General features: G+C 71.7%; 25 protein-coding genes. 14 read left to right on the forward strand and 11 right to left on the reverse strand.

The window, feature by feature from the left end; translation table 11 throughout:
* Window positions 1-41: 41 nt before the first annotated feature.
* Window positions 42-1,247: an ROK family transcriptional regulator gene (locus AB0I28_RS11400; protein WP_357492109.1), complete on the reverse strand. Its 1,206-nt coding sequence runs from the start codon at window positions 1,245-1,247 to the stop codon at window positions 42-44.
* 227 nt (window positions 1,248-1,474) lie between these two features.
* On the opposite strand from AB0I28_RS11400, the gene AB0I28_RS11405 reads away from it, so the two are divergent.
* The 5 genes from AB0I28_RS11405 to AB0I28_RS11425 all read left to right on the forward strand — a co-directional run bounded on the left by AB0I28_RS11405 (window position 1,475) and on the right by AB0I28_RS11425 (window position 6,043).
* Window positions 1,475-2,764 carry an ABC transporter substrate-binding protein gene (locus tag AB0I28_RS11405; protein WP_357492110.1) on the forward strand — a complete coding sequence of 430 codons (1,290 nt, stop codon included), beginning with the start codon at window positions 1,475-1,477 and terminating at the stop codon, window positions 2,762-2,764.
* 69 nt (window positions 2,765-2,833) lie between these two features.
* Window positions 2,834-3,721, forward strand: coding sequence for a sugar ABC transporter permease (locus AB0I28_RS11410; RefSeq protein WP_357492111.1), 888 nt, complete (start codon window positions 2,834-2,836; stop codon window positions 3,719-3,721).
* Complete coding sequence (locus AB0I28_RS11415) at window positions 3,718-4,620, forward strand: carbohydrate ABC transporter permease (RefSeq protein WP_357492112.1); 903 nt, start codon at window positions 3,718-3,720, stop codon at window positions 4,618-4,620. Before AB0I28_RS11410 ends, AB0I28_RS11415 begins: the two co-directional genes overlap by 4 nt.
* A 46-nt stretch (window positions 4,621-4,666) precedes the next feature.
* Window positions 4,667-4,846: a hypothetical protein gene (locus AB0I28_RS11420; RefSeq protein ID WP_357492113.1), complete on the forward strand. Its 180-nt coding sequence runs from the start codon at window positions 4,667-4,669 to the stop codon at window positions 4,844-4,846.
* 3 nt (window positions 4,847-4,849) lie between these two features.
* Window positions 4,850-6,043 (forward strand): ATP-binding cassette domain-containing protein, encoded by a 1,194-nt coding sequence (locus AB0I28_RS11425; RefSeq protein ID WP_357492114.1) that lies wholly within the window; start codon window positions 4,850-4,852, stop codon window positions 6,041-6,043.
* 58 nt (window positions 6,044-6,101) lie between these two features.
* On the opposite strand, the gene AB0I28_RS11430 is transcribed toward AB0I28_RS11425, so the two are convergent.
* Window positions 6,102-6,767 carry a response regulator transcription factor gene (locus tag AB0I28_RS11430; protein ID WP_357492115.1) on the reverse strand — a complete coding sequence of 222 codons (666 nt, stop codon included), beginning with the start codon at window positions 6,765-6,767 and terminating at the stop codon, window positions 6,102-6,104.
* Window positions 6,764-7,894, reverse strand: coding sequence for a sensor histidine kinase (locus tag AB0I28_RS11435; RefSeq protein WP_357492116.1), 1,131 nt, complete (start codon window positions 7,892-7,894; stop codon window positions 6,764-6,766). Before AB0I28_RS11435 ends, AB0I28_RS11430 begins: the two co-directional genes overlap by 4 nt.
* Window positions 7,895-8,091: 197 nt before the next feature.
* Between AB0I28_RS11435 and AB0I28_RS11440 the strand changes: the two genes are divergently transcribed.
* Window positions 8,092-8,583 carry a class I SAM-dependent methyltransferase gene (locus AB0I28_RS11440; RefSeq protein WP_357492117.1) on the forward strand — a complete coding sequence of 164 codons (492 nt, stop codon included), beginning with the start codon at window positions 8,092-8,094 and terminating at the stop codon, window positions 8,581-8,583.
* A gap of 4 nt (window positions 8,584-8,587) precedes the next feature.
* Here AB0I28_RS11440 and AB0I28_RS11445 read toward each other — a convergent pair whose 3' ends face one another.
* The 5 genes from AB0I28_RS11445 to AB0I28_RS11465 all read right to left on the reverse strand — a co-directional run bounded on the left by AB0I28_RS11445 (window position 8,588) and on the right by AB0I28_RS11465 (window position 16,291).
* On the reverse strand, window positions 8,588-10,606 hold the full coding sequence (locus AB0I28_RS11445) for a hypothetical protein (protein WP_357492118.1): 2,019 nt from the start codon (window positions 10,604-10,606) through the stop codon (window positions 8,588-8,590).
* Window positions 10,603-12,660: a hypothetical protein gene (locus AB0I28_RS11450; RefSeq protein WP_357492119.1), complete on the reverse strand. Its 2,058-nt coding sequence runs from the start codon at window positions 12,658-12,660 to the stop codon at window positions 10,603-10,605. The genes AB0I28_RS11445 and AB0I28_RS11450 overlap by 4 nt, the downstream gene beginning before the upstream one ends.
* Window positions 12,657-14,747, reverse strand: coding sequence for a hypothetical protein (locus AB0I28_RS11455; protein WP_357492120.1), 2,091 nt, complete (start codon window positions 14,745-14,747; stop codon window positions 12,657-12,659). Before AB0I28_RS11455 ends, AB0I28_RS11450 begins: the two co-directional genes overlap by 4 nt.
* Entirely contained in the window at window positions 14,744-15,073 is a 330-nt protein-coding gene (locus AB0I28_RS11460) for a helix-turn-helix transcriptional regulator (protein ID WP_357492121.1), read from the reverse strand. The genes AB0I28_RS11455 and AB0I28_RS11460 overlap by 4 nt, the downstream gene beginning before the upstream one ends.
* Window positions 15,074-15,160: 87 nt before the next feature.
* Window positions 15,161-16,291, reverse strand: coding sequence for an epoxide hydrolase family protein (locus tag AB0I28_RS11465; RefSeq protein WP_357492122.1), 1,131 nt, complete (start codon window positions 16,289-16,291; stop codon window positions 15,161-15,163).
* 159 nt (window positions 16,292-16,450) lie between these two features.
* Between AB0I28_RS11465 and AB0I28_RS11470 the strand changes: the two genes are divergently transcribed.
* Window positions 16,451-17,596, forward strand: coding sequence for an anhydro-N-acetylmuramic acid kinase (locus AB0I28_RS11470; protein ID WP_357492124.1), 1,146 nt, complete (start codon window positions 16,451-16,453; stop codon window positions 17,594-17,596).
* Window positions 17,597-17,627: 31 nt separating this feature from the next.
* On the opposite strand, the gene AB0I28_RS11475 is transcribed toward AB0I28_RS11470, so the two are convergent.
* A complete protein-coding gene (locus AB0I28_RS11475) occupies window positions 17,628-18,653 on the reverse strand; it encodes a hypothetical protein (protein ID WP_357492126.1) in 1,026 nt (341 codons plus the stop codon).
* 112 nt (window positions 18,654-18,765) lie between these two features.
* Between AB0I28_RS11475 and dxs the strand changes: the two genes are divergently transcribed.
* The 5 genes from dxs (at window position 18,766) to AB0I28_RS11500 (ending at window position 23,705) form a co-directional block, all read left to right on the forward strand.
* Window positions 18,766-20,697: a 1-deoxy-D-xylulose-5-phosphate synthase gene (gene dxs / locus AB0I28_RS11480; protein ID WP_357492128.1), complete on the forward strand. Its 1,932-nt coding sequence runs from the start codon at window positions 18,766-18,768 to the stop codon at window positions 20,695-20,697.
* A 29-nt stretch (window positions 20,698-20,726) separates the two neighbouring features.
* On the forward strand, window positions 20,727-21,392 hold the full coding sequence (locus tag AB0I28_RS11485) for a response regulator transcription factor (RefSeq protein WP_357492130.1): 666 nt from the start codon (window positions 20,727-20,729) through the stop codon (window positions 21,390-21,392).
* A complete protein-coding gene (locus tag AB0I28_RS11490; RefSeq protein WP_357492132.1) occupies window positions 21,385-22,446 on the forward strand; it encodes a HAMP domain-containing sensor histidine kinase in 1,062 nt (353 codons plus the stop codon). Before AB0I28_RS11485 ends, AB0I28_RS11490 begins: the two co-directional genes overlap by 8 nt.
* 17 nt (window positions 22,447-22,463) lie before the next feature.
* Entirely contained in the window at window positions 22,464-22,763 is a 300-nt protein-coding gene (locus AB0I28_RS11495) for a YciI family protein (RefSeq protein WP_357492134.1), read from the forward strand.
* 93 nt (window positions 22,764-22,856) lie between these two features.
* Window positions 22,857-23,705: a hypothetical protein gene (locus AB0I28_RS11500; protein ID WP_357492136.1), complete on the forward strand. Its 849-nt coding sequence runs from the start codon at window positions 22,857-22,859 to the stop codon at window positions 23,703-23,705.
* Between the two features lie 57 nt (window positions 23,706-23,762).
* On the opposite strand, the gene AB0I28_RS11505 is transcribed toward AB0I28_RS11500, so the two are convergent.
* Together AB0I28_RS11505 and AB0I28_RS11510 are read right to left on the reverse strand one after the other, a co-directional pair.
* Window positions 23,763-24,167, reverse strand: coding sequence for a RidA family protein (locus tag AB0I28_RS11505; protein ID WP_357492138.1), 405 nt, complete (start codon window positions 24,165-24,167; stop codon window positions 23,763-23,765).
* Window positions 24,164-24,973 carry an NAD(P)-dependent oxidoreductase gene (locus AB0I28_RS11510; RefSeq protein ID WP_357492140.1) on the reverse strand — a complete coding sequence of 270 codons (810 nt, stop codon included), beginning with the start codon at window positions 24,971-24,973 and terminating at the stop codon, window positions 24,164-24,166. The genes AB0I28_RS11505 and AB0I28_RS11510 overlap by 4 nt, the downstream gene beginning before the upstream one ends.
* 107 nt (window positions 24,974-25,080) lie before the next feature.
* Between AB0I28_RS11510 and AB0I28_RS11515 the strand changes: the two genes are divergently transcribed.
* Together AB0I28_RS11515 and AB0I28_RS11520 are read left to right on the forward strand one after the other, a co-directional pair.
* Entirely contained in the window at window positions 25,081-25,986 is a 906-nt protein-coding gene (locus AB0I28_RS11515; protein WP_357492142.1) for a LysR substrate-binding domain-containing protein, read from the forward strand.
* Between the two features lie 209 nt (window positions 25,987-26,195).
* Window positions 26,196-26,585 (forward strand): VOC family protein, encoded by a 390-nt coding sequence (locus AB0I28_RS11520; protein WP_357492144.1) that lies wholly within the window; start codon window positions 26,196-26,198, stop codon window positions 26,583-26,585.
* Window positions 26,586-26,663: the final 78 nt, after the last annotated feature.

Raw genomic sequence — 26,663 nt, forward strand, 5'->3', positions numbered from 1 at the left:
CAAGAGACGACCCTGCCACAGAGAGTGGCCGCGGGGAAGGCTCAGACCGTCAGCGCGAGCACCACGCCGCCCAGCGCCGTCGCCCGGTCCCCGAGAGTGGCCGGCGCGATGTGCACCGCCTCGGCCGCCGCGGGCATCGCCGTGCTGGAAAGCCCGGTGCGCAAGGGATCCAGGAACAGCTGCGCCGCCGCGCCCAACTCGCCGCCGACCGCGATCAACTCGGGGTTGACCAGGTTCACCAGGCCGCCCAGCGCGATGCCCAGATGCCCGCCGGCGTCGTTGAGGAGCCGCCGCAGTCGCAGATCGCCCTCGGCGGCCAGCGCCGTCAGGTCCGAAAGGGACGTCAGCGTCGGATGCGTGTGCCGGGCGTGGTCGAGCAGTGCCCGGCCGCCGACGTAGAGCTCAAGGCAACCGCGGTTGCCGCACTGGCAGACCGGACCGTGCGCGTCGAGCGTGATGTGCCCCAGTTCGCCGGCGGTGCCGGTGATCCCGCGAAACAGCACGCCGTCGAAGACCAGCCCGGCACCGACGCCGGTGGCGAGCTTGACGTAGACGAACACCTTCGTTCCGCGTCCCGCGCCCCAGCGCTGCTCACCCAGGGCGCCGAGGTTGGCGTCGTTGTCGGCGTGCACCGGAACACCCAGACGCGCCGACAACTCCGCGGCCGGCGCTAGATCGGCCCAGGCCGGCAGCAGCGTCGGCGAGCCCAGCACTCCCGCCCGCGTCAACGGCACCGGGATGCCCAGCCCGACTCCGACGATGTCGCCGCGCACCGCGCCGACGTCGGCCAGCGCGTCGTCCACCATGGACGCCGTGTGGTCCAGGACCTGCGCCGGGCGGTCGTCGGCGTCGCGGTCGAGCGGCTCGGAGCGCTCGGTGAGGATCCGCTGCCCGAGATCGGCCACCGCCACCCGCACGTGCCTGCGCCCGATGTCGACTCCGACGGCCAGGCCCGTCTTCCGGGTCAGGCTCACCACCGCCGCGCGGCGCCCGCCGGTCGCCTGCGCCGAGGCCTTGGACTCCTCGGCGGCCAGACCGCCGTCGATGAGCTCCACCAGCGCCGCCGACACCGTCGGACGCGACAGGCCCGTCCGTGTCACGAGTTCGGCGCGCGTGCTCGGCCCCGACTCGCGCAGCGCCCGCGCCACCCGCGAAGTGTTCCCGCGCAGGCCGTCCCGCCACAGCCCGGCCGCCTTCGAGCCGGCGGCGCGAGGTCGGGTCGATGGGGAGACGTGGTCACTCGGCACGGATGTCCTCCGGTCTCGCCGTCCCCGCTTCAAGGGGGACTCGGTCGGGAAAGTTTAGTCAACCGTTCACAGAACATCGTCCGGCATAGGCGACTTGGCCCGCTTTTCCGGGGCCGAACCTGGCGCGGCTTAACGGATTCGCAACAGAATCATGGCATCCGTTGACAGATCTGACGACCCGTGGTGAGGTTCGCCTTGCGTAAGTATCCAACACCTGGGAGGTGGCAATGGGCCTTCGACGGAGAGGGTTCGTCGCGCTGGCCATGGCGGCCGCGCTCGTGGCTTTGCCGGCCTGTTCGAAGGACGCGGACGACGGTGGCGGGGGTGACAACACCAAGGTCGAGGTCTTCTCGTGGTGGACCGGCCCCGGTGAGGAAGAGGGTCTGGCGGCGATGATCGCCGACTTCAAGACCAAGAACCCCGACATCGAGTTCGTCAACGCGGCGGTCTCCGGCGGTGCCGGTTCCAACGCCAAGGCCATCTTGCAGACCCGTCTCAAGGACGGCGACGCACCGGACTCGTACCAGCGGCACGCGGGCCTCGAACTGCAAGACGACATCCGCAACGGATGGGTCTCCGACATCACGAGCCTCTACGACTCCGAGGGCTGGCGGGACGTGTTCCCGGCCGAGCTGCTGGAGTACCTGACCATCGACGGCAAGCTCTACGCCGTCCCGGTCAACATCCACCGCTCCAACCTGATGTGGTTCAACCCCAAGACCCTCAAGGATCTCGGCATCGACGAGAAGGTCCCGGCCACCTGGTCGGAGTTCCTCACCGTCGCCGAGAAGATCAAGGGCGAGGGCAAGATCCCGCTGGCCATCGGCCCGGGCTGGACGCAGAAGCACCTGCTGGAGAACGTCCTGCTCGGTGAGCTGGGCAAGGCCGGCTACGACGGCCTGTGGAACGGCACCACCGACTGGACCGGCCCGGAGGTCACCGAGGCCCTCGGCGTGTTCGCCAAGGTGCTGGAGTACAGCGACATCAAGTCGCCCTCGGCCGACTGGCAGCCGATGATGGACAAGGTTGTCTCGGGCGACGCGGCCTTCGCGGTCATGGGCGACTGGGCCGACGCCTACCTCAAGGGCGACAAGGGCCTGGCGGTCGACACCGACTACAAGGTGGCGGCCTCCCCGGGGACCGACAACATCTTCAACTTCCTCTCGGACAGCTTCACGCTGCCGGCGAAGGCGAAGAACAAGACCGCCGCAGAAGCGTGGCTCAAGGAGGCCGGTTCGAAGAGCGGCCAGGACGCCTTCAACCCCAAGAAGGGCTCGGTCCCGGCGCGCACCGACGGTGACGCCGCGCTGTACACCGGCTACCTCAAGTGGGGCCTGGAGCAGTGGCAGGGCACCAAGGACGGCTCGGTGCAGCTGGTCGGCTCCCTCGCCCACGGCGTGGTGGCCAACAACGCCTGGAACGCCGAGATCGACACCGCGCTCGGCCTCTTCATCGAGGACGGTGACGTGGCGAAGTTCGCCGCGGCCGTCAAACAGAAGTACGAAGAGACCAAGTAGTCGCGACCAGGTGTGCCGTGCCGCGCAGGCACGGGCGGCACGGCACACCATCCTTTGTGGAGTTACCTGATGAGACGCTTCCGGCGCTGGGGTCCGGCGCTGCTGCTGGTCACACCGTCACTGCTGCTGATCGGCGTGTTCGTCTACGGCTTCGCCGGATGGAACGCCAAGGTGTCGACGTCGACCTCGCGCGGCTACCAGATCACCGATGACAGCGTGGGCCTGGAGAACTACCAGAACCTGCTCAAGGACGAGCGCTTCGGCTTCGACGTGCGCAACGTCTTGATCTTCACCCTGGTCTTCGTGCTGGGCGCGCTGGTCACCGGGCTGATCCTGGCCATGCTGCTCGACCGCGGCGTGCGCTTCGAGTCCTTCTTCCGCAGCTCCTTCATCTTCCCGATGGCGCTGTCGCTGATCGCGGTGGGCATCATCTGGCGCTGGCTGCTGCAGAACGGCGACCCGCCCGGCGGGCTCAACAAGCTCCTCGGCGACGTGGGCCTGGGCTTCCTCGCCGGCGACTGGTACAACTCCGACTCCAGCTGGGCGATCGCCTCGATCGCGCTGCCCGCCGGATGGGCCCTCTCGGGCTACATCATGGCGCTGTTCCTGGCCGGGATTCGAGGCGTGCCCGACGAACTGCGCGAGGCCGCGCGCGTCGACGGCGCCAACGAGCCGCGCGTGTTCTGGCACGTCGTGCGGCCGATGCTGTGGCCGGTGGTGATGAGCGCGCTGGTGATCCTCGCGCACATCTCGCTGAAGACCTTCGACCTGCTGCTGGCCATCGTGCCCAAGGGCGACCTGGCCCTCGACACGCCCGCGATGTACATGTGGTTCACCACCTTCGACGGCGGCTTCTACGGCCGCGGCGCCACCATCGCGACGCTGCTGCTGGTCGGCATCGCCGTGGTGATCGTGCCCTACATCTGGTACTCGGTGCGATCGGAGCGACGCAAGTGACCGTTACCGCCGAGAAGGCGACCGGCAAGTCCGCCGCGAAGGCGGGAGGCTCCCCGCGCCAGTACCGCATCCAGTCGAAGTACGCGCCTTACGCGCGTTTCGGCAAGTACGTGGCGCTGCTGGCCTTCCTGGTCTTCTTCCTCATGCCCATCTACGCGCTGATCGTGACCTCGCTGAAGGATCCGTCCGAGGTCAGCGTCCAGCGGGTGTGGGAACTGCCCTCGACGTGGTCCTTCGCCTCCTTCGAGGCGGTGTGGCCGAAGCTACAGGACGGGCTGCTCAACAGCGTCATGCTCGCCGTGCCGGCCAGCATCATCTCGGCCTTCCTGGGCGCCGCGAACGGGTTCGTGCTGTCGAAGTGGCGCTTCCCGGGCGCCGACTTCGTGTTCCCGCTGATCCTGTTCGGGATGTTCATCCCCTACCAGTCGGTGCTGATCCCGATGACCGAGACCATGTCCTTCCTCGGGCTCAAAGGCGGCCTCGACGGGCTGATCCTGGTGCACATCATCTACGGGCTCCCGCTGACCACGCTGATCTTCCGCAGCTACTTCTCCGGGATCTCCGACGAGATCATCGAAGCGGCCGAGGTCGACGGCGCCGGAATGCTGCGCACCTTCTTCCACGTGGCGCTACCGGTCGCCCCGCCGGCATTCGCGGTGGCGATCATCTGGCAGTTCACCTCCGCCTGGAACGACTTCCTGTTCGGGGCGGTGCTGACCACCGACAAGACGTACTGGCCGGTCACCATCGCGCTGAACAACATCGCCGGCGGCCAGTCCATCCCCTTCAACGAGGCGATGGCCTCGGCGCTGATCGCGTGTCTGCCGACACTGCTGGTCTACGTCCTGCTCGGCCGCTTCTTCATGCGCGGCCTGATGGCGGGAGCGCTGAAGGGATGAACTCGCCCCGCGAGCGACACCGACCCGAGCCGATGGGAGCCCGAGGATGAGCACGGTATTCGAAGACGTCGGCCATCCCCGACTGCTGCGCGGCCTCGCCGCCGGCGAGGCCGAACACCTCATGGACAGCATCGTCGCGGAGTTCCGGGAACCGGACGGCTCCGGCGGCAACGACCACCACGGCGCGGGCGGCACGGGGCCGTCGGCGGCAATCCGGAAAGGCTGACTCGTGTCCGACACCGAAGCGATCGCCGAGACCGATGTGGCACTGCCCTCGGTCGGCGTCTCACTGTCCAAGGTGGACAAGGTCTACCGCGGTGGCGTGCGCGCCGTGGACGGCGTCGACCTGGACATCGAGCCGGGCGAGTTCATGGTCCTGGTCGGGCCCTCGGGCTGCGGGAAGTCGACGCTCCTGCGGATGATCGCCGGCCTTGAGGAGGTCAGCGGCGGGCAGATCCACATCGGAGGGTCCGAGGTCACCAACAACCTCCCGCAGCAGCGCGACGTGGCCATGGTCTTCCAGAGCTACGCGCTCTACCCGCGCATGTCGGTGCGCCGCAACATGGAGTTCGGGCTGCGCATGCGCGGTACCAAGCGCGACGCCCGCGAGCAGCAGGTCACCGACGTCGCCGAGACACTCGGCCTGTCGCACCTGCTCAAACGCCGGCCGGCCGCCCTGTCCGGCGGGCAGCGCCAGCGGGTCGCCATGGGCCGCGCGATCGTGCGCCGCCCCAAGGTCTTCCTCATGGACGAGCCGCTGTCCAATCTGGACGCCAAGCTGCGCGTCAGCATGCGCGCCGAACTCTCCCGGCTGCACAAGCGCCTCGGCGTCACCACGGTCTACGTGACCCACGACCAGATCGAGGCGATGACGCTCGGCCAGCGCGTCGCGGTGCTCCGCGACGGCGTCCTCCAGCAGTGCGACACCCCGTCGAACCTGTTCCACAAGCCGGTGAACCTCTTCGTGGCCGCCTTCATCGGCTCCCCGTCGATGAACTTCGTCGCCGCGAACGTCGCCGGCGGCAAGGTTCGCTTCGGCGAGGTCGAGGTCCCGCTGCCGGAGGGTTCCTCGCTGGCCTCGGCCGACCGCCCGGTGATCCTCGGCGTGCGCCCGACCGGTCTGAGCACGGCCGGCAACGGGCACCCGACGATCCGCGCGGTCCCCGAGATCATCGAGGACCTCGGCGACGAGCGCCACGTGGTCTTCCCCGTGGCCGCTCCCCGCGTCGACACCGACGCGACGCGCGCGGCCGTCGACGCCGAGACCGCCGACGATGTCGCGCTGCTCCCCGACGACCACGCGCGCTTCACCGTCAAGCTCGGCATCGAGGTGCCGGTCGCCGTCGGCGAGCCCATCGACCTGGCGATCAATCCGTCGAGGCTCTACTTCTTCGACCCCGAGACGGGCGAGGCGCTTTCCTGAGACCGGCGCAGGCCTGCCGGGACCGGTCCACAGACGGTCCCGGCAGCTCGGCCGCTCCTCACGCGCGTTCGCGTGGTGCCACCAGGCCCGCCTCGTAGGCGAAGACGACCAGCTGCGCCCGGTCGCGCGCGTCGAGTTTGACCATCGCCCGGCTCACGTGCGTCTTGGCCGTCGCCGGGCTGATGACCAGCCGGTGCGCGATGTCGTCATTGCTCAGGCCGTGCGCGACCAGGGCCACGACCTCCCGCTCGCGCCGGGTCAGCACTTCCAGGCCCGGGCCGTGCTGCACGTTCGGGGGCCGGGACACGAACTCCGAGATGAGGCGCCGGGTGATCGCCGGCGACAGCAGCGCGTCACCGCGAGCCGCCGTGCGCACCGCCTGGACCATGTCCTCGGGCTCGATGTCCTTGACCAGGAACCCGCCCGCCCCAGCCCGCAGGGCGTTGTAGACGTACTCGTCGATCCCGTAGTTGGTCAAGATCACCACCCGCACCGCCGCGAGGCCGGGTTCGGCGCTGATCAGCCGGGTCGCCTCGATCCCGTCCATGACCGGCATCTGCACGTCGATGACGGCCACATCGGGCACCAGCTCGCGGACCAGCTCGAAGGTCTGCCGGCCGTCGGCGGCCTCGCCCACGACCTCGATGTCGTCCTCGGCGTCGAGCAGGGCGCGGAAGCCGCCCCGGATGAGCGCCTGGTCGTCGGCGAGCAGGACCCGGATCACACCGCCCCCAACGGAAGTACGGCGTGCACGGCGAAGCCGCCGGCCTCGGCCGGTGCGGCCTTGAGCGTCCCGCCCAGGGCCGTGACGCGCTCGCGCATCCCGGTCAGGCCGACGCCCGGTGTCGGTGGAGACGCCACGACGGCCGGGCCGTCGTCGGTGACGCGCACGTCGAGTCGGTCGGCGGCGTAGGCGAGCTGGACCCGGGCGGTCGCCGGTCCGGCGTGGCGGGCGACGTTGGTCAGCGCCTCCTGCACGATCCGGTAGGCGGTCTGGCCGACCTCGGCGGGCACCGCCCGCTCGGTTCCGGCCGTCTCCAGCGAGGCCGCGATGCCGGCCGAGGAGGCCCTGGCCACGAGCGCGGGGAGCCCGGCGAGGCCGCCGACCTCACTGCCGGGGCGCCGATCGCGCAGTACGTCGAGGGTCTCGCGGAGCTCGCGGGTGGCGACGGTGCTCGCCTCCTGTATCGCCGCGAGGGCGGTGGGGACCTCCTCGCCGCGTTTGCGGGCGAGGTGCACCGCGACACCGGCCTGCACCTTGATGACCGAGATGCTGTGGGTGAGCGAGTCGTGCAGGTCGCGGGCGATGCGCAGCCGCTCCTCGCCCGCCCGCCGCAGCGCGGCCTCCTCCTTGGTGCGCTCCGCCTCGGCCGCGCGCTGTTCGACCGCCTGGACGTAGGCCCGGCGCTGCCGCGACACCTGCCCGAGAACGGCGGCGGCCACGAACCAGCCGAGCGGCAGGCCCGCCTCCTGAAGGTGTTCGCGCAGCGAGGTTCCGTCGTCGGTCAGCACCCCGGCCACCGTCGTCAGGAGCAGCACCGGCGCGACGATCGCGAGGACCGGCTTCCAGTGGCCCGCGTCGATGACGGCGTACACGGCGAACAGCAGCGGGATCGCCTGGATCATCGAGGGCGGCTCGATCGTCCCGTAGGCCATCAGCGTCGCCAGCGCGACCAGCATGACGACGCGCGGGAAGCGGTGCAGGAAGAGCACGGCGACCGTCGCCACCCCGGCGAGGACGAACGTGAGCGGAGGTATCGGGCCCCCGGCGAGCAGCATGTCGGTGACCTGCGCGGAGCCGACCACCACGGCGAGTCCCAGGTCGGACCGGGAGGAAGAGATCTTGCCCATGTGGGCACGCTATCCCGCCGGTCAGGGCCGCGCCTCGGCCCAGGCGGGGAGATCCCGGCTACCCCAGCGGGAGTAGGCGTCCGCCGGCCTACCGTGCGGCGCGCAGCGCGAAGAGCCGCCGCGCATCCGACGACACCGCCCGCCTGCGCCCGTCAGGATCACTGCGGCGCGAACACCGCCGGAGAGGACCATCAGCCATGACGACGGAATCGGCCCGCACCGCGCTGCCCGCCCTGGCCCGGATCGAGGCCTTCGACTGGGTGCTCGTACTCGGCTGCGGCACCGGCTGGACGAGCCGCCGCGCCGCCCGCAGCGCCTACCGGGGCCAGGTCCTCGCGCTGGACGCGAGACCGGAGAACCTGGCCAGGGCACGCGAACTCGCCGCCGCCCAGGACATCGGCAACCTCCGCCACGCCGACGCGGCCCTGTTCCCCGAGGCCCTGGGGGCCGGCGACTTCGACCTCGCCATCGTCCACGACGGCCTGCCACCGGACGGTTTCCGCGCGCTCGCCGGGCTTCTCGCGCCTGGCGGGCGGGTGATCGTCGAGACCGGGGAGCCCGCGACCGTCGGCGTGCTGCTCACCGGGGCGGGCTTCGACGCCGTGTCCACGGGGCCGGGCGTGGCCACGGGAACGGTTGCGCTGCTCGGGGCCGGCCCCGGACCGGAGCCCGGGGCCGGCCTTCGTTGACCGGTCAGGGGAGTACGGGTGGCCCGACCCTGCCATCGGTGACCCGAGTCTTGGCCCGTTCGACCGGGCGGTGCCCGGTGACCGCGGTGACCAGGACGGCCGAGCCGATGCCGACGAGCACGCTTCCCGGCAGGAAGGGGAACGGGTGCTCGATACCCGTGTGCCCGGAGGCGGCCAGCAGACGACCCATCATCGGCTGCGCGAGCGCCGCGCAGAGGATGGCCAGCGGCATGCCGGCGACGGCGGCACCGACCAACGCCCCCGCCCAGCCGGCGGCCGAACGCGCTCGGCCGTTCCAGCGGATGGTGAACAGCGTCCAGACCGCCAGGACGGGACCGACGGCGAGTACGAAACCGAGACCGCCACTGAAGGTGGCCAGAATGGTGAACAGTGCGGTCTTCCCCGCCAGCGCGGGGATCACGACGAACGGGTTGGGCCGACGCTCCCGGGCTCCCAGAGCGGCGCTCCCGGAGAGCACGATGAGCATGGCGACGACCGCGTGGGTCAGGAGTGGGTAGCTTCCCGGCACGTCCACCGAGTATCCATCGGCGTCGGCCTGTACGAGCCCGGCGCCCAGGCCGGTGACGGCGAAAGCGGCCAGCAGCGCCACGATGGTCAGCGTCGTTCGCGTCGCGTCCGTGCGGCCGGGGAGGATCCGTGCGCTCAGCCACCAGGCGGCGGCCAACAGGAGAGCGGCGAGTCCCATGGCCTGCGCGATTCCCGCCGGACCGGTGACACCGAGGCGGTCGAGGAGGAGGTCGGCGCCCAGTAGCGGCAGTGTGACGACGGCCGCCGCGAGCAGAGGGCGGCCGAGGCCGCTGAGGGCCGTCACTCCACTCAGGACCACGACCAGCAGCGCCGCCAGACGGGTCTCGACCGCCCACGGTTCGAGGATCGAGCCACCGCCGAAGTTCTCGGCGTGCCCTGTGGCGACGGCGAGGGTGAAGGCCCAGATCCCCAGCGCCATGGTGCCGACGGCTCCGGCGGTCCATCGAACGGCGACCAGCCGCCGCTCGCCCGCTGTCGCCGTGGACGTCGCGGGATTGGTGACCACCTTGGCGGCCTTGGCGTAGCGCGACCGCAGGACGTAGCCCATGGTGAAGGCCGTGACCCCCAGCAGCGAGCTGGTCAGACCATGGGCGGCACTGGCGATGGAGTTGTTGGCGAGGTCGCTGGTGACGCCGTGAATCTCGGTGGACACCAGGGACATCGGGAACCAGAGCGGGGCGTCGGCCATGTCGAGGACACCCGATCCGCCGGTCTCCGTCTGGAAGGAGAGGCCGATGAAGGAAAGGGCGATCATCGGCGCGATCAGTTCGAGCAGTATCAGGGAACCGAGGGCCGCGGTGAGGACGGCCGCGATCCGCCGTCGGATGACCCTTGTGGACAGTGCGGTCAGACCGGCCGTCGCGAGCCCCCAGGCCGCGATGGCGATGACGGGAGCCGGCGGTTGCCGACCGGTCAGGTTCGGGGCCACGAACGCCATGACGGCCATGGTCGCGGTCACCGTCGCGAAGGCGACGAGCACCGCCCGAGTGCGGCCCCCCTTCGTGCGAAGCGGGAGCCTCACGGCGAGCCGTACCCCCAGCAGAGCGAACGCCACGGTCGTCACGAGGACGGCACAGGCCACGGAGAAGACGGCCCACCCGCTCAGGATGAGGTTGCCGGCGTGGTCCTCGGTCGCGCCCCCGGAAAGAGAGCTGACCAGTTCGGGGAGTCTCGCCGCGGCTCCTGCGGCGACCATCGTCCCCACCACCAGCAGCAGCAGCGGTGTCAGCCGCCGCATCCGCTCGGGCAGCACTTCACGCCAGCCGCGGGGCACCCCGTTCTCGTCCCCGACAGGTGGTGACGCGGCCAGACTGAAGGCGAAGCGCAGCCGGCGAAGACGGCGCAGCAAGGGACCGGTGGACATGTCGTGGCGGATGGCGTGCATCTCGGCCTCCCATTCCATGGCTTGCTCGGTACGGATGTCGGCCGGCCAGCGCCGGGCGGCGACGGCCAGGAGTCGGTGCGACAGGCTCATACGGTCGTCAGCTCCTTCACTTCTGCGGGCTGGTTCCCTGGCGGAGGCGCGGTGCGGCGGGCGGCGACGATCGCCGTCGGAACGCCGAAGAGCATGGCGCCGACGAACATGGGGATCCCGTCGTGCGGCAACCCGATGCCCGCGGCGTACAAGAGCGGGTCGGCCAAGGTCATTCCCAGGTAGATCCCCAGGTAGACGGCGAGAATCTGGACGGCCACGGCCGGCACCAAGGCCACGACGGTCAGCCCGATCCGCAGCGCCGGGCGCCGGGTGCGGTCCCAGCGGATCACCGTGAAGGCGACCAGCAGCAGCGGGAAGGCCAGCGACCCGGCGAACATGAGCGAGCCGGTGGCCTCGGTACCTCCGGCGAGCCCGATCCCGGCGAACAGCAGAGCCGGTAGGACGACGAGGATCGCGGCCTTCACCCTCGACAGTGGACGAACGCGCGCGGCGCTCGCGGCGGTCATGGCGAGCGCGGCCAGCGCGGCGCAGACGATCGCCGTCCCGAGCCGCAGCGCCGGCGGTGTCCCGCCCTCATCGGTGTCGGCCCAGGTCATCTGAAGGAACACCAGGGGAGCGGCGTAGGCGGCCAGTAGCGCGATGAAGACCCGCCCCCGGCGTGCGGACGCGGCATCCGGCCCGCCGCCCGCCAGCGCCAGCGCCAACCACCACACTCCCCACGCGACACCGGCGGCCACGGCCAGCGCGACGGCGAACGCGGTCGGATCGGGGATCACGTTCGCGTCGAGGACGAGGTCGGTGATCAGCAGCGCGGTCCCCCCGAACAGCGACGGCACGAGCGGGCGGGCGCGCCCGTTGAGGGCATGGGCCAGCGACAGCATCGCCAGCAGGATCGACGCCAGCCGCAGTTCGAAACCCCAGATCATGAACTCGGGGTCGCCCGGCAGCGACTCGGCCTCGGACGAGGTGAACGCGACGGTGTATGCCCAGACACCGAGCGCGGCGGCGGCGCTCGCCAGGGTGGCGAGTCGCGCTCGCCGGGGTGTCCCTGGTGCGGGTGCGGGGGTCGCGGTCCTCGCCGGGACCACGATCGGCCGGGCCGTCCGTGCCGAGCGCACCGTGTAGCCGACGAGGAAGACCAGCGCGAGCAAGTAGGCCGTCATGGTCCCCGACAAGCTGGTCGCGATCGCTCCGGTGAAGGTCGCGTCCTCGGGGAAGAACAGGAAGGGGTGCGGCTGGGTCAGGGAGAGCGGGAACCATACGGGGGCGGTGGCCATGTCCAGGAACTCGGCGGGGACGTAGGTCTCGGGCGTCGGCGCGCCCTCGATGGACGTCATGGCCCAGCGCATGCCCACGTCGACGGCGACCAGGTCCAGCAGGACCAGTCCGCCGGCGACCCCGAGGATCCGCGCCGTCCAGCGCCTTCCACCACGCGCGATGAAGACGGCGCCGACGCTGACGGCCGCGCACACCGCGCACCACAGTGCGAGGCCCGCCCAGTCGTACCAGCCCGGTGTTCCACCCAGGGCGACCGCGAGGGCCGCGCCCAGCGCCACCAGGCCGACGGTGCCGACGGTCGCCAGGACCCGGCGCGAGGCGGTCCTCGGCGCGGCGACCAGGGCAAGGCGCCGGCTGACGGCGGTGCCCAGCCAACCGGCGAGGAAGGCGCCGGCGACGGTGAGGGCGAAGCCGACCGCCAGCCGGGCCGTGCCCTCCTGCGGTGCGGAGGCGTAGACCTCGACCTCGCCGAAGGCGATGCTCCCGATGAAGGCGGCCAGCTGCCCGAGCATGAAGGCGACCTGGCCTGCGGCCACGCCGATTCCGATCAGGACGAGCGAGGGCCACAGCAGTCGGCCCCGGGCGGGCAGGAACTCCCGCCAGCCACGCGGCACGCCGTTCTCGTCCTCGACGGGCGGTGAGGCGGCCAGACTCACCGCGAACCGCAGCCGCCGCAGTGTGCGAAGTAAAGGGCCCGCACCGGGGTCGGTGCCCATGGCGTGCATCTCGGCCTCCCACTCGGCCGCCTGTTCGGCGCGGATCTCGGCCGGCCAGCGCCGGACGGCCAGGGACAGGAGTCGGTCGGGCAGCGTCATATGGTGGTCAACCTTCCGACTCGGACGGCACGGACATGCGGCGGCGGGGCGACTTTTCGCGTGAACGCGATCGCGAGGGGCACACCGAAGATCATGGAGCCGAGGAAGAACGGGACGCCGTCATGGCCGATGCCGGTCCCGGCCGCCTCCATCAGCGGTCCGGTGAGGGCCACCCCACCGAGGTAGACCCCCGCGAGGACGGCGGCCATCTGAACGGCCATCGCGGGCACGAACAGCACGGCGACCGCCGCGGCCCGAAGTCCCGGACGGCGCACGCGGTCCCAGCGGACCACGTTGTAGGCGATGACCAACATGGGCAGGGCCAGGCAGCCTGCGGCCACCAGGAACCCGGCCGACTCGCCGCCGGCCGCGAGCCCGATCCCCGCGAACAGGACGGTCGGCAGCCCGACCAGCAGCGCCCGCCGGACTCTCGCAAGTGGACGGACGCGGGCGGAGGTCGCCGCGACCATGCCCAGGCCGATCATGGCGGCCGCGACGACCGCCGTCCCGACGCGCAGAGCGTCGGGCGAATGCGCTGAACCGCCCGAGTCCATCGAGGTCGTCTGCAGGAACACCAGGGGAGCGGCATAGCTGGCGAGCAGTGCGATGAGCACCTGCCCGCGGCGCGCGCTCGCCGCGTCGGGCCCGGTTCCGGCGAGCGCCTGCGACAGCCACCACACGGTCCAGGCGGTGCCCGCCGCGAGGGCGGCGGCGACGGCGAAGGTGGTCGGGTCGGGGATGTCGTTGGCACTCAGCACAATGTCGGCGATGAGCAGCGCCGTGCCGCCGGCGAACGCCGGGACGAGCGGTCGGCCGCGTCCGTTGAGCGCGAAGGCGAGGGCGAGCATGGCCAGCAGGATCGACGCCAGCCGCAGCTCGAAGCCCCAGACGAGGAGTTCGGGGTGGTCGACGCGGGGTTCGATGGCCGAGGCGGTGAAGGAGACGGTCCAGGCCCACACGGCGAGCGCGGCGGTGGTTCCGGCCAGCGCGGCCAGGCGCGGTCGCAGAGGGATCGTGCGGCGGCGGGCGGGCGTGGGTGTCGCCGCGATCGTCGCCGGGACGGTGAGGACGGCCAGTGCGGTGCGCACGGTGTAGCCGACGATGAAGACCAGGGCCAGCAGGTAGGTGGTCATCGTGCCCGACAGCGCCGAGCCGATTTCGCCGGTCACGGCGGTGGTGGTCCACTCGGGCGCGTTGAAAAGGGACGGATCGTGGCTGCCGAGCGCCAGCGGGAACCACAGGGGCGCGGCGGCCATGTCGACGAGGTCGGCGGGGACCATGGTCTCGACGCCGGTCTGGGCGCCCTCGACCGGTGTGGTGGCCCAGCGGACGCCGATCTCGACGGCGACGAGGTCGAGCAGGATCAGTCCGCCGACGATCCCGAGGATCCGGGCGAGCCAGCGCATTCCGCCCCTGGCGATGAACACCGCGCCGACGGCCACGGCGGCGCAGACCACGGTCCACAGGACGAAGCCGAACCAGTCGTGCCACCCGGCCTGGCCTTTCCAGGCGACGCCGAGGGCGGCGCCGAGCGCGACCAGGGCGACCGCGCCGAGCGCCGCCGCCGCTCGGCGCGGGGCCGTTCGGGGTGCCGGGACCAGGGCGAGGCGGCGGCTGACGACGGTGCCGAACCAGCCGAGGAGGAAGGCCCCGGCGGCGCACACGACGATGCCGACGGCGATCTTGCCCGCGACGGCCGCGCGCGAGTCGCCGTAACCGGAGCCGTCGCCGAACGCGAGCCGGCCGATGAATCCGCCGGTGACCGCGACGAAGGAGGCGAGGATTCCCGAGGCCATGCCCATCGCGACCAGGACCAATGCCGGCCACAGGGTGCGGCCCCAGGCGGGCAGGAATTCCCGCCAGCCGCGCGGGACGCCGTTCTCGTCCTCGACCGGCGGGGCGGCGGCGAGGCTGAGGGCGAAGCGCAGGCTCCGGACCGTCCGGGCGAGGCGGCCGGAGCCCGGGTCGGCCGACATGGCGTGGAGTTCGGCACGCCACTCGGCGCGCTGTTCGTCGCGGATGTCGGCGGGCCAGCGGCGTGCCGCGAACTCCAGGCAGTGCCCGGCCACACCGTCGACGAGGCTCATGCCGTCCTCGGTTTTCCGGTGGCGCCCTCGGCCTTCGACAGGTGCTGGTAGAGCGCGGCGAGTTCGGTGCGGGCCGAGGCGAGCCCGTCGGGGGTCAGGCGGTAGTAGCGGCGGGCGGGGCGGCCGGCCTGCTCGGGGTCGATGTCCTCCCATTCGGCCGTGACCCATTCGGCGCGCTGGAGGCGGACGAGGATCGGGTAGAGGGTTCCGCTGGGCAGACCGGTGTCGCCCATGAGGTCGAGGCCGTAGCGGTCCGAGGATGGATCGGACAGGAAGGCCGCGAGGACCTTCGCCACGGCGGCGGTGACACGAACTTTCTCAGGCATAGCAGAAACTCTACATAGGGTAGGGCCAGCCTGTCCACCGTCGGGTCGGGGGCGGCGGCCCCGGCGCGTGCCGGGGCCGCCGCGGTGTCAGGCTCCGGCGAGCGGGCCGAAGAAGGCCCGCAGCTCACCGGTGACCAGCTCCGGCTGCTCGATGGGCAGGAAGTGCCCACCGAGCTTCGGCTCACTCCAGTGGCGCAGGTCGGTGGCGGCGCGCTCGGCGATACTGCGCGGGAAGTTCGCCATCACCGGCTCATGGGCCAAGGTCACCGCCACCGGGACGGTGATCGGCCGGCCGGGCTTGTTGTGCTCGTAGTCGAAGTACTGGCGGAAGGACGAGCCGATCGAACCGCTCGCCCAGTAGACGGTGAGCATCGTCAGCAGGGTGTCGCGGTCCCAGGTGGCGTCGAAGTCGTCGGTCCAGTCGCGGTACTTGTCCACGATCCAGGCCGCCAGCCCGGCGGGGGAGTCGACCAGCGCGGCCGCGATCGTGTCCGGCCGCGAACCCATGATCTCGCTGTAGCCCTGGTCGGTGACGTCGTAGGCCTCCTCGGCGTCCATGAAGGCCTGCTCCTCGGCCGTCGGCGGCGGGTCGAACTTCCCCGGGAACGGCGGGTGGATCGTATGCACCCCGGCGACGGTTTCGGGGTACTGCGCCGCCGTGCGCATCGACACGGCACCGCCGATGTCGCCGCCGAAGACGCCGAAGCGCTCGTAGCCCAGGACGCCGGTGACCAGCTCGTGCCACAGGTCGGCGACACCCCCGCGCGTGAAGTGGCCCGCCATCGTCTGCGACCAGGCGAAGCCCGGCAGCGAGGGGACGATGACGTCGAAGGAGACCGCAGGGTCGAGTCCGTGCGCGGCCGGGTCGGTCAGCGGGCCGACCAGCGGCAGCATCTCCACGAAGCTGCTGGGCCAGCCGTGCGTGAGGACCAGCGGCAGCGCGTCGGGCGAGGCCTTGCTCTTGACGTGCACGAAGTGCACGTCGCGGCCGCCGGCCTCGGCGAGGAACTGCGGGTACTCGTTGAGCCGCGCCTCGGCGGCGCGCCAGTCGAAGCCGCCGGCCCAGTGGGCGATCAGCTCGCGCAGGTAGCCCGGGTCGGTCCCACCGGCCCAGTAGGCGTCACTGGAGGCGGTGGTGAAACGGGAGTTCAGGAGCCGGGTTCGCAGGTCGTCGAGGACGGCGTCGGACACGTTGATCCGGAAAGGTCGAACAGACATGGTTCTCCACATTCGAAAGCGGTGTGGACCCGCGTCCGGCGAGATTCAGCCGTTGGTCTGGGAGACGCGCGCCCGATCGTTGTTGTTGATCATCGCGGTCACCTCCCGTAAATGTCGTGGACCGTGGATGAGTCTAGCCCACGGACTACGCTCGCCGCCATGCGGATCATCGGGATCATGTCCGGCACCTCGCACGACGCCATCGACGTCGCCGCGGCCGAGTTCACTCACACCGGCGCCGAGCTGCGGCTGAAGCCGCTCGGCGACCTCGCCGTCGAATACGACCCGGACCTGCGCGCGGCCGTCGTGGCGGCCCTCCCGCCGGCGAAGACGACGATCGGCGACGTCTGCGAGCTCGACGCACGCCTCGGCAGGGCATTCGGCGCCGCCGCCGCGCGTGGCCTCGCCGAACTCTGCGACGGGCGCGCCGACCTCGTCGTCTCCCACGGCCAGACCGTCTTCCACTGGGTCGCCGACGGCCGCGCCCACGGCACCCTCCAACTCGGGCAGCCCGCCTGGATCGCCGCGGCCACCGGACTCGCCGTGCTGTCCGACCTGCGCAGCGCCGACATCGCCGCCGGCGGCCAGGGCGCCCCGCTGGTCCCCGTCCTCGACGCCGCCCTCCTCGCGCCGGGGCAGGCCGCCCTCAACATCGGCGGCATCGCCAACCTCACCGCCATCGCCGCCGACGGCACCGTCACCGCCTACGACATCGGCCCCGGCAACGCCCTCGTCGACGCCGCCGCCCGCCGCCACTTCGGCCTCGCCTACGACGAAGGCGGCGCCCTCGCCGCCCGCGGCACCGTCGACGAGGCCCTCCTGGACCGGCTCCTCGCCGAGCCCTACTACCGCCTGCCCGCGCCGAAGTCGACGGGCAAGGAACTGTTCCACCCCGGCTACCTCGACGCCCTCGACTGGCACGGCGAAGCCCACGACCTGCTCGCCACGCTCACCGAACTGTCCGCCGCCACGATCGCCGAGGCGCTCGCCGGGCAGGGGGCGGCGGTCGTGTTCGCCTCCGGCGGGGGAGTGCACAACCCGCTCCTGCGGTCGCGGATTCTCGTGCGCGGCGACAGGCGCTTCGAGCTGCGCGAGACCGGCGAGCTGGGCGTGCCGGTGGACGCCAAGGAGGCCTACGCCTTCGCCCTGCTGGGATGGCTGACCGCCCACGGACTGCCCGGCGCGCTGCCGGAGGTGACGGGCGCGTCGAGGGCGGCGGTGCTGGGATCGCTGACGCCGGGGACGACGCCGCTGCGGCTGCCGGAGCCGCTGGAGGGGTGGGGCGGGCGGGTGGTGGTGGGTTGACCGCCCACCCAGCCCGAAGGGTCGTGCCTTCCTAACCCCTCCGCTGCCCCATCACCCGCATGTCCCCCGCGTCGGCGCACTCCCGCACGTGGAACCCGTCCAGGTACCCCAGCAGCTCCGCGCGGCGTTCGGCCGACGTGAATCCGGCGCGCACCGCCGTCCTCGTCAGCTCCAGCAGCTCCTCGTCGCCGAGTCCCAGCTGGGCGGCGGCGGCGTACTCGTCGCCGATGGTGGTCCCGATCTGCACGGGGTTGTCGGTACCGAGGGCGACGGCGATGCCGTGCGCCTGGAAGCGGCGCATGGGGTGTTCGGCCAGCCTCGGCACGGCGCCCAGCAGCACGTTGCAGCTCAGGCAGCACTCGACGGTGAGCCCGCGCTCGGCGAGCACGTCGAGCAGCCACGGGTCACGGAAGGCCTGGGTGGCGTGCCCGATGCGGGTCACGCCGTCGAGGTGGGCGACGGCGCCGATGTTGGCGGTGGAGAACTCCCCGGCGTGCACGGTGACCCCGAGACCGGCGTCGACGGCCCGGTCGACGACCTGCCGCCCGACCCGCCAGTTCGCCTCGGTCGCGTAGGGCACGTACAGCAGGTCCATCCCCGCGAGGCCCTCGGCGGCCGCGCGGACGCACTCGTCGACGATGGCGGCGAGCCGGTCGGGCTCGTACCAGAGGAGGACGCTGGCGATGGCCTCGGCGTAGAACATCGGGTGCTCGTCGCGGACCTTCGCCTCGGCGCGCCGGAACAGTTCCATGAAGCCCGGCCGCAGCATCGACTCGTTGCCGAAGCGGACTTCGGTGAACACCGAACCGGCCTCGGCGCTCTCCCGCAAGGTATCTGTGACGCGGTCGACGAAACCCCCGTCGTCGTCGGCTCCGATCGGCGCGGGGAAGACCTGCGAGAGCCGCTGCAACCTCGCCATGCCGGGAGGAGCCTCGTCGAGCAGGTCCCTTCGCCAGGCGGACCAGTCGTACGGCGCCCGCCCGGCGCGTCGGGCGAGCACGCGGTCCAGTCGCGGGGACCACTCCTGGTGAAGGTGAACATCGGCCTTAGGCATCATGGGCGGATCCTCTCACTTTCTCCGTTTTGCAGTGGTATATAAGCCCCGGCGCGTCCATCGGACGCGTGTGTTGTCGGGAACATGACGATCGACACGGATAGACTTTGCCGCTATGAGTTCACGTGACGAGGCCGACCGGCCGGCTGGGCCGGGGAGCATCCTTCCGCGCATCACGGACGCCGCCGCCTTCCGGAAACTGCCGGTCGAGGCGCTGCCCACGCTCGCCGGCGAGATCCGCGACTTCCTGGTCGCCTCGGTCTCCAAGACCGGTGGACACCTGGGCCCCAACCTCGGGGTCGTCGAGCTGACCATGGCGGCGCACCGCGTCTTCGAGTCCCCGCGCGACCGGATCCTATTCGACACCGGCCACCAGTCGTACGTGCACAAGATCCTCACCGGCCGCCAGGACGGCTTCGTGGGCCTCCGCCAGCGCGGCGGCATCTCCGGCTACCCCGCGCAGAACGAGAGCGACCACGACGTCATCGAGAACTCGCACGCCTCGACCGTCCTGTCCTACGCCGACGGCCTCGCCAAGGCGTACCGCCTTCGCGGCGAGGACCGCCACGTCGTCGCCGTCGTCGGCGACGGCGCCCTGACCGGCGGCATGTGCTGGGAGGCGCTCAACAACATCGCCGCCGGCAAGGACCTGCCGCTGGTCATCATCGTCAACGACAACGGCCGCTCCTACGCGCCGACCATCGGCGGTCTCGCCAACCACCTGGCGACCCTGCGCCTCAACCCGACCTACGAGAAGGTCCTCGACTCGGTCAAGGAAGCCCTCGGCCGCACCCCGCTCGTCGGCCCGCCCATGTACGAGGTCCTGCACGCCATCAAGCGCGGCATGAAGGACGCCGTCGCCCCGCAGGCGATGTTCGACGACCTCGGCATCAAGTACGTCGGCCCCGTCGACGGCCACGACATCGACGCGATGACCAGCGCCCTGGAGCGCGCCAAGCGCTTCGGCGGCCCGGTGATCGTGCACGCCGTGACCCGCAAGGGCTTCGGCTACCGTCCCGCCGAGGACGACGTGGACGACTGCCTGCACTCGCCGTCGATCTTCGACCCGCAGACGGGCCTGCCGCTCAAGTCCGGCGGCACCCGCTGGACCGGCGTCTTCGCCGACGAGCTGGTCGCCGTCGCCGACGAGCGGCCCGACATCGTCGGCATCACCGCCGCGATGGCGATCCCGACGGGCATCCACAAGCTCGCCGCCAAGCACCCCGAGCGCGTCTACGACGTCGGCATCGCCGAGCAGCACGCCGCGACCTCGGCCGCCGGCCTCGCCATCGGCGGGCTCCACCCCGTCGTGGCCGTCTACGCGACCTTCCTCAACCGCGCCTTCGACCAGGTCCTCCTCGACGTGGCGATGCACAAGCTGCCGGTGACCTTCGTCCTCGACCGCGCCGGCATCACCGGCCCGGACGGGCCCAGCCACTACGGCATTTGGGACCTCTCGGTCTTCAGCGTCGTCCCGGGTATCCGCATCGCCGCCCCGCGTGACGCGGCGACCCTGCGCGAGGAGTTCCGCGAGGCCGTCGCCGTCGAGGACGGCCCGACCATCGTGCGCTTCCCGACCGGCGCGGTCCCCACCGACATCCCCGCGATCGAGCGCGTCGGCGGTGTCGACGTCCTCGGCCGTGACGAACGCAAGGACATCCTCCTCGTGGCCGTCGGCGCCTTCGGGCAACTGGCCATGGAGACCGCCGAGCGCGTCCGGGAACAGGGCTTCGGCGTCACCGTCGTCGACCCGCGCTGGGTCACCCCCGTCCCGGGCGTGCTCGCGGACATGGCCGCCGAGTACCGCCTGGTCGTCACCGTCGAGGACGGTGTCCGCAGTGGAGGCTTCGGCGACTCGCTGGCCCGCACCCTGCGCGACAACGGCGTCAACGTGCCGCTGCGCGACTTCGGCGTGGCCCGCGACTGGCACCCCTACGGCACCCGTCAGGAGCTGCTGACCGACCTCGGCCTCAACGCCCAGGACCTGTCCCGCGACGTCATCGAGGCCGTACTCCGTCTCACCGAGGCGTCCGAGGTGCGCGTCTAGGCGCGCACCGGACCACGAAAGGCGGGGCGGTGCGGATCCTGGTCATCGAGGACGAGTTCAGCCTCGCCGACGCCATTGCCAGAGGGCTGCGCAAACGCGGCTTCGCCGTGGACGTCGCCTACGACGGGACCACGGGCTACGAGGCCGCGACGATCACGCGCTACGACGTGATCGTCCTCGACCGTGACCTGCCGGGCATGCACGGCGACGAGATCTGCGCGTCGCTCGCCCGCAACGGCGCCCTCACCCGCGTCCTGATGCTGACCGCGTCCAGCAGCGTGGCGGCCCGGGTGCAGGGCCTGGGGCTCGGCGCCGACGACTACATGTCGAAGCCCTTCGCCTTCGACGAGCTGGTCGCCCGCGTGCGCGCCCTCGGGCGCCGCGCGACCCCGGCGGCACCGCCCGTGCTGTCGGTCGCCGACGTGGAACTCGACCCCGCGCGGCACAAGGCGACCCGCGCGGGAGTTCCGCTCGACCTGACCCGCAAGGAGTTCGGCGTGCTGGAGGAGCTCATGAAGGCCGGCGGGGCCGTGGTGTCCAGCGAGGAACTGCTCGACCGCGTCTGGGACGCCAACACCGACCCCTTCACCACGATCGTGCGGGTCACCGTCCGCACGCTGCGCCGCAAGCTCGGGGACCCGCCGATGATCGAGACCGTCATCGGCGCGGGGTACCGCATCCCGACCGGTGAGTGAGGTGCCGGGGCGGTGGCCGTGGGCGCGGCTGCCGCGCCCGACGCTGCGACTGCGGCTGGGCATCTGGTACGGCGTGGTCGCCGTCGTGGCCGGCACCATCGGCCTGATCCTGCCGCTGGCATGGGTGACCATCCCCGTGGTCATCGTCGGGGGCATGGGCCTCGGCTACTACGTCGCCGGGCGCGCCCTGCGGCCCCTCCACGACGTCACCGCCACCGCCCGCAGGCTGTCGGCGGAGACCTTCGACGAACGCATCCGCCACGACGGGCCCGACGACGAGATCCACGAACTCGCCGACACCTTCGACGACATGCTCGACCGCATCTCCTCGGCCTTCGAGGCGCAGAAGCGCTTCGTGGCCAACGCCAGCCACGAACTGCGGACACCCCTGGCGGTCATGCGCACCGAGATCGACGTGACGACCTCGGATCCCGACGCCGACATCGACGAGTACCGGCGCATGGCCGAGGTCGTGCGCGGTGCCACCACCCGCGCCGGGGACCTGATCGAGGCGCTGCTCCTCCTGGCGCGCACCGAGATCGAGATCGCGCGGCGGCTCACCACACGGGTTCCGACCGATCTCGGCGAGTGCGCGACGGGCGCGATCGGTTCGGCGCAGCGGCTCGCCGACGAACTCGGCCTGGCGATGGCGACGTCGATGATGCCGGCGCCGGTGATCGGCGATCCGTCCCTTCTGGAGCGGCTGGCCGGGAACCTGATCGAGAACGCCATCCGCCACAACGTTCCCGGCGGGCGCCTGTGGGTGCTGGCGGGCGCGCACTCGACGGCGGCCTGGATGGTCGTCGGCAACACCGGATCCGACGTCGAGGCCGACGCCGTGCCGACGCTCTTCGAGCCGTTCACCCGCGGCGGGGTCGAGCGGGTCGGCGCGCGCGGGGCAGGGCTCGGCCTGTCGATCGTGCGGGCCGTGGTCGCCGCGCACGGCGGGACCGTCGCCGCACACGCCCTGCCCGACGGCGGCGGCCTCGAGTTCCGGGTGGAGATCCCGCTGCCACCGGCGGACAGCGCGATCCCCGACCGGACAGGCCTCTGACCTGCTTGAATGACCACATGCTGCACTTGCTGCTCTTGACCTTCACCGGTGCGCCCGAGGACGCCGCGCCCTACACCGCCGCCCACATGGAGTACCTCGAACGGCACTATGGGGCCGGCACCTTCCTGGCGTACGGCCCCACAGTGCCGGCCTCGGTGGGCGGCGGGATCATCGCGCGGGGCGTCGGCCGCGAAGAGGTGGAGCGGATCACGAGCGAGGACCCGTTCGTCGCCGCCGGCGTCATCTCCTACGCGATCACGACCATCGACCTGGCCCAGGCGCATCCCGCGCTGGCCGACCTGCTCGCCGGCTCCTAGGGCGTGTCCTAGACCGCCGGTCTGCCTGCGCGCTGCCGCGCCACGGGACCGAGCGCTCGAAACGAGTTGCACCGGACCGCGACACTGGGGGGCATGTCAGGCACACCGCCGCTGCCGTTTCGGTGGGACCTCGCGCGTCCCGACCGGCTGGGCCCGCTGGTCCCGCCCAACACCGGGCGACCGCTTCTGTGGGCCGCGGAACTCGCGGCCTGCGCGGCGAAGGTCCTCGCGCGCGCCGGCGACGCCGAGCTCTACTTCGTCGGCAGGTCCGCCGACAGCGTGCACGACATCCTGCGGGGAGCACTGCGGAACACTTCGTGGCACGGGAGGGTGCGCCGCCTGCCGGTGTCACTGGATTCCTACGACCGCTACACCGACGCCGAGCGGCGCCGTCTGCGCGAGATCCTGGCCGCGACGCTCCCGTCGCCGGCCGGCATGGCGAGCGGCCGCGACCTCGCGTTCGTCGACATCGTCGCCGAAGGCCGAACCTACGAGAGCCTGTTCCGCGCGGTCGAGGGCTGGGTCGGCGCCGAGCGCGGGAACTGGCCGGTCATCCGCCGCGGGCTCCGCTTCCTCGGCCTCACCGAGGAACTGCACACCAGCCCGAAGACCTGGCGCTGGTGGCAGCACGCCGAATGGACGCGGCGGCTCGCCCCCGGAGCGATCGTCAACGTCTCCATCGACAGCCACCTGTTCCACTACCTCGGCGGCAGGCAGTCCAAGACCGCCCCGTCGTTTCGCGTCTCGCGCTGGTGGGACGAGTCCGTGGCGCGTCCTTCCCGTGAGGGCGAGGCACTGCTCGGTTTGACACTGGCGGCGGGATACACCGAGTTCGGCGCGCTGGCCTCGACGCGCGCGGCGCTGGCGCGGGGGATCGAGGCGGAGCCGGCGGTGCGCGAGGGGTGGGCGCGACGGCTGGCGGGGGAGCTTCGGCGGGGTTAGCGGCGGTTCCCCGGCGCCGCGTCCGGCCTCATCGGACGCGCCGCCGGGCGACCGGTTCTAGTTGGTCACCACCGCCACGACCTCGACCTCCACCAGCAGTCCCGGCCGGAACAGTCGCGAGACCTCGACCAGCGTGCTGGTGGGCGGCGTGCGCCCCTCCAGCCACCTCATCCGGACGGCGCCGTGCTCGGGGCGCAGGTCCATGTCGGTGATGAACGTGCGGATGTTGACGATGTCGCCGAGCGTCGCGCCCTGCGCCTCCAGGAGTGCCCGGAGGCCCGCGAAGACGTGCTCGGTCTGCGCGGTCATGTCACCCTCGCCGACGACCTTGCCGTCGTCGTCGAGGGCGACCTGCCCGGACACGAAGATCATCGCGGTGGCGCCGAGGTCGACGCGGGCGGTGTGGGTGTAGGCGCCGCCGGGGGCGGGGACGTTGTCGGGGTTGAGGTAGGTGACGGTCACAGGGTGCTCCCCAGGTTGTGGTGGACGTGTGCCACGACGCTGCTCAGGTCGGCCTCGCCGTCGGCTCCCCGCAGGACTTCACGTGCGGCGGTCGACATGGCGAAGGTGTGACCGGAGGCGGCCTCGGCCAGAGCCAGGTCCTTGGCGGCGTGGGCGACGGGGAAGGCGGCGGTGGTCGAGCGGGCGCGGGTGAGGGCGGCGGCCAGCGGCCCCGCCGACAGGGTCTTCTCGATCAGATCGGCGGGCAGTCCCAGGGCCTCGGCGAGCGCGAGGGTCTCCGCCACGGCCGCCACGGCGGTGATCATCGCGGTGTTGACGACGAGCTTCAGCGCCGCTCCGGCGCCGATCTCGCCGCAGCGCACGACGGCCCCGAGGTCGCCGAGCACCTCCGCGTCGGCCGAGCCGCCGACCAGGACGGTCAGCGTCCCGGTCGCGGCCTTGTCGACGCTGCCCATGACCGGCGCGTCGACCATCGCGACGCCCTCGGGCAGCCGGGCGGCCAGTGCGCGGGCGGCGTCCGGGCCGACCGTCGACATGTCGATCAGCGTGCAACCGTCCGGGAGGGCCCCGATCGCCTCGTCGGCGACGGCCTCCAGGGCCGAGGGCCCCGAGAGCATGGTGATCACGAATTCGGCCTCGGCGACGGCGAGCGCCGGGGTCTCGGCGACGACGGCGCCGGCCTCGGCGAGCGGTGCGGCCTTGGCAGTGGTGCGGTTCCACACGGTCACGTGGTGGCCGGTGGAGAGGAGGCGCCCGGCGATGGCGGCGCCCATGCGCCCGAGTCCGAGCACGGCGATACGCGGCATGGTGGTTCCCTTTCGAGGTGGTCGCCTCGAACGGTAGGCCGGGTGCAGTCATTCGACCAACGAATGTCTAGCATGTATCTCATGCGTATTGAGCATGGCTCGACTCGATGGACCTGACCTGGCTGCGCGTTTTCGAGGCCGTCGCGCGCATCGGCTCCTTCACGGCCGCCGGAGGGGAACTGGGCTACACCCAGTCGGCGGTCTCCCGGCAGATCTCGGCCCTGGAGGCCGAGCTCGGCGCGGTGCTCTTCGACCGCCTCGCGCGCGGTGTCGTGCTCACCGAGGAGGGTCGCCGCTTCCGGGCGCACGCCAAGGGCGCGCTGGCGCAGGTGGACGCGGGGCGCCGCGAGCTCGGCGAGCTGCGCGACCTGACCGCCGGGCGGCTGCGCGTCGGCGCCTTCGCCACCGCCAACGCCGCGCTCGTCCCGCGCGCCATGGCCGCCTTCCAGGCCGTCCATCCGGCCGTCCGCGTGTCCCTTGTGGAGGGCAGGACGCCCGACCACGTGGCCGGGCTCGCCGACGGGAGCGTCGACGTCGCCGTCGTCAGCGGTTACACCGACCAGCTCGACGCACTGGACGCGCTGGACCTTCGTCCGCTGGGCGCCGACGCCATCCTGGTCGCCCTGCCGCGCGGGCACCGCCTCGCCGGGCGTCGCCGGCTGGGCCTCGCCGAACTCGCCGACGAGGTCTGGATCGCCGGTTTCCCCGACGCCGAGCGCACTCTCTTCGCCACCGTCGCCGGGGCGGGCTTCGAGCCGCGCATCGACTTCGTCGTGCAGGAGTGGACCGCCAAACTCGGCTGCGTCGCCGCAGGGCTGGGCGTCACCCTCGTTCCCGCGCTGGCCGCCGGGGCCGTCCGCGACGACGTGGTCCTCGCCGAGCTGGAGGCCGCCGACGCGCCGGTCCGCGCCGTCTTCGCCGCCACCCTCGCCGGCCGTTCCGTGCCGGCGGCGGTCGAGGCGTTCCTGCCTTTCCTGACCACGGCGGCGATCGACGTCCTCGCCGGGGGTTGACAGAACCGGGTGTGCCGTAGGTATGCTTCCCCGCGATGCCAGACAACGAGAGGAGGTGCGGAATGATCAGCAGCTCGCTTATGACGAGCAAGTCCGCGCCTCGGCGGGTGCAGTCTTAACCGACGCATCGAAAGCACTTCGCCGAGGCGCGGGCCTAGCCCGCAACCAGGCCCTTCCAGCGGCCGCCTCGAAAGGCTCTCCTTAGATACATGGCTTCCTCCTCCATTCGGCACGTCACCATCGACTGCGCCGACACGTACAAGCTCGGCAGCTTCTGGGCCTCGGTGCTCGGGCACCCGCTCGCCGAGGACGACAACCCCGGTGACCCCGAGGCGCTGCTGCGCCTGCCCGAGGGCCCGGACCTTCTCTTCATCGCCGTCGACGACGCCAGGAGCGTCAAGAACCGGCTCCACTTCGACATCGCGCCCGACACCTCCCGCGATGAGGAGGTCGAGCGCCTGATCGCGCTGGGCGCCACGGTCCACGAGGATCACCGCAGGCCCGACGGCCCCGGCTGGGTGACCATGAAGGACATCGAGGGCAACGAGTTCTGCGTCGAGCGCAGCCAGGCCGAACGCGACGCCGCTCCCGCCTCCTAGACCGAGCTTCCGAAGCCGCCCGGACTTCCCGTCCGGGCGGTTTTTCGATCTTTTCGCCGCCGGGGGCAACCTGATGCC

Origin of the sequence: Phytomonospora sp. NPDC050363, assembly GCF_040655735.1 — a bacterium.
Classification (GTDB): Bacteria; Actinomycetota; Actinomycetes; order Mycobacteriales; family Micromonosporaceae; genus Phytomonospora.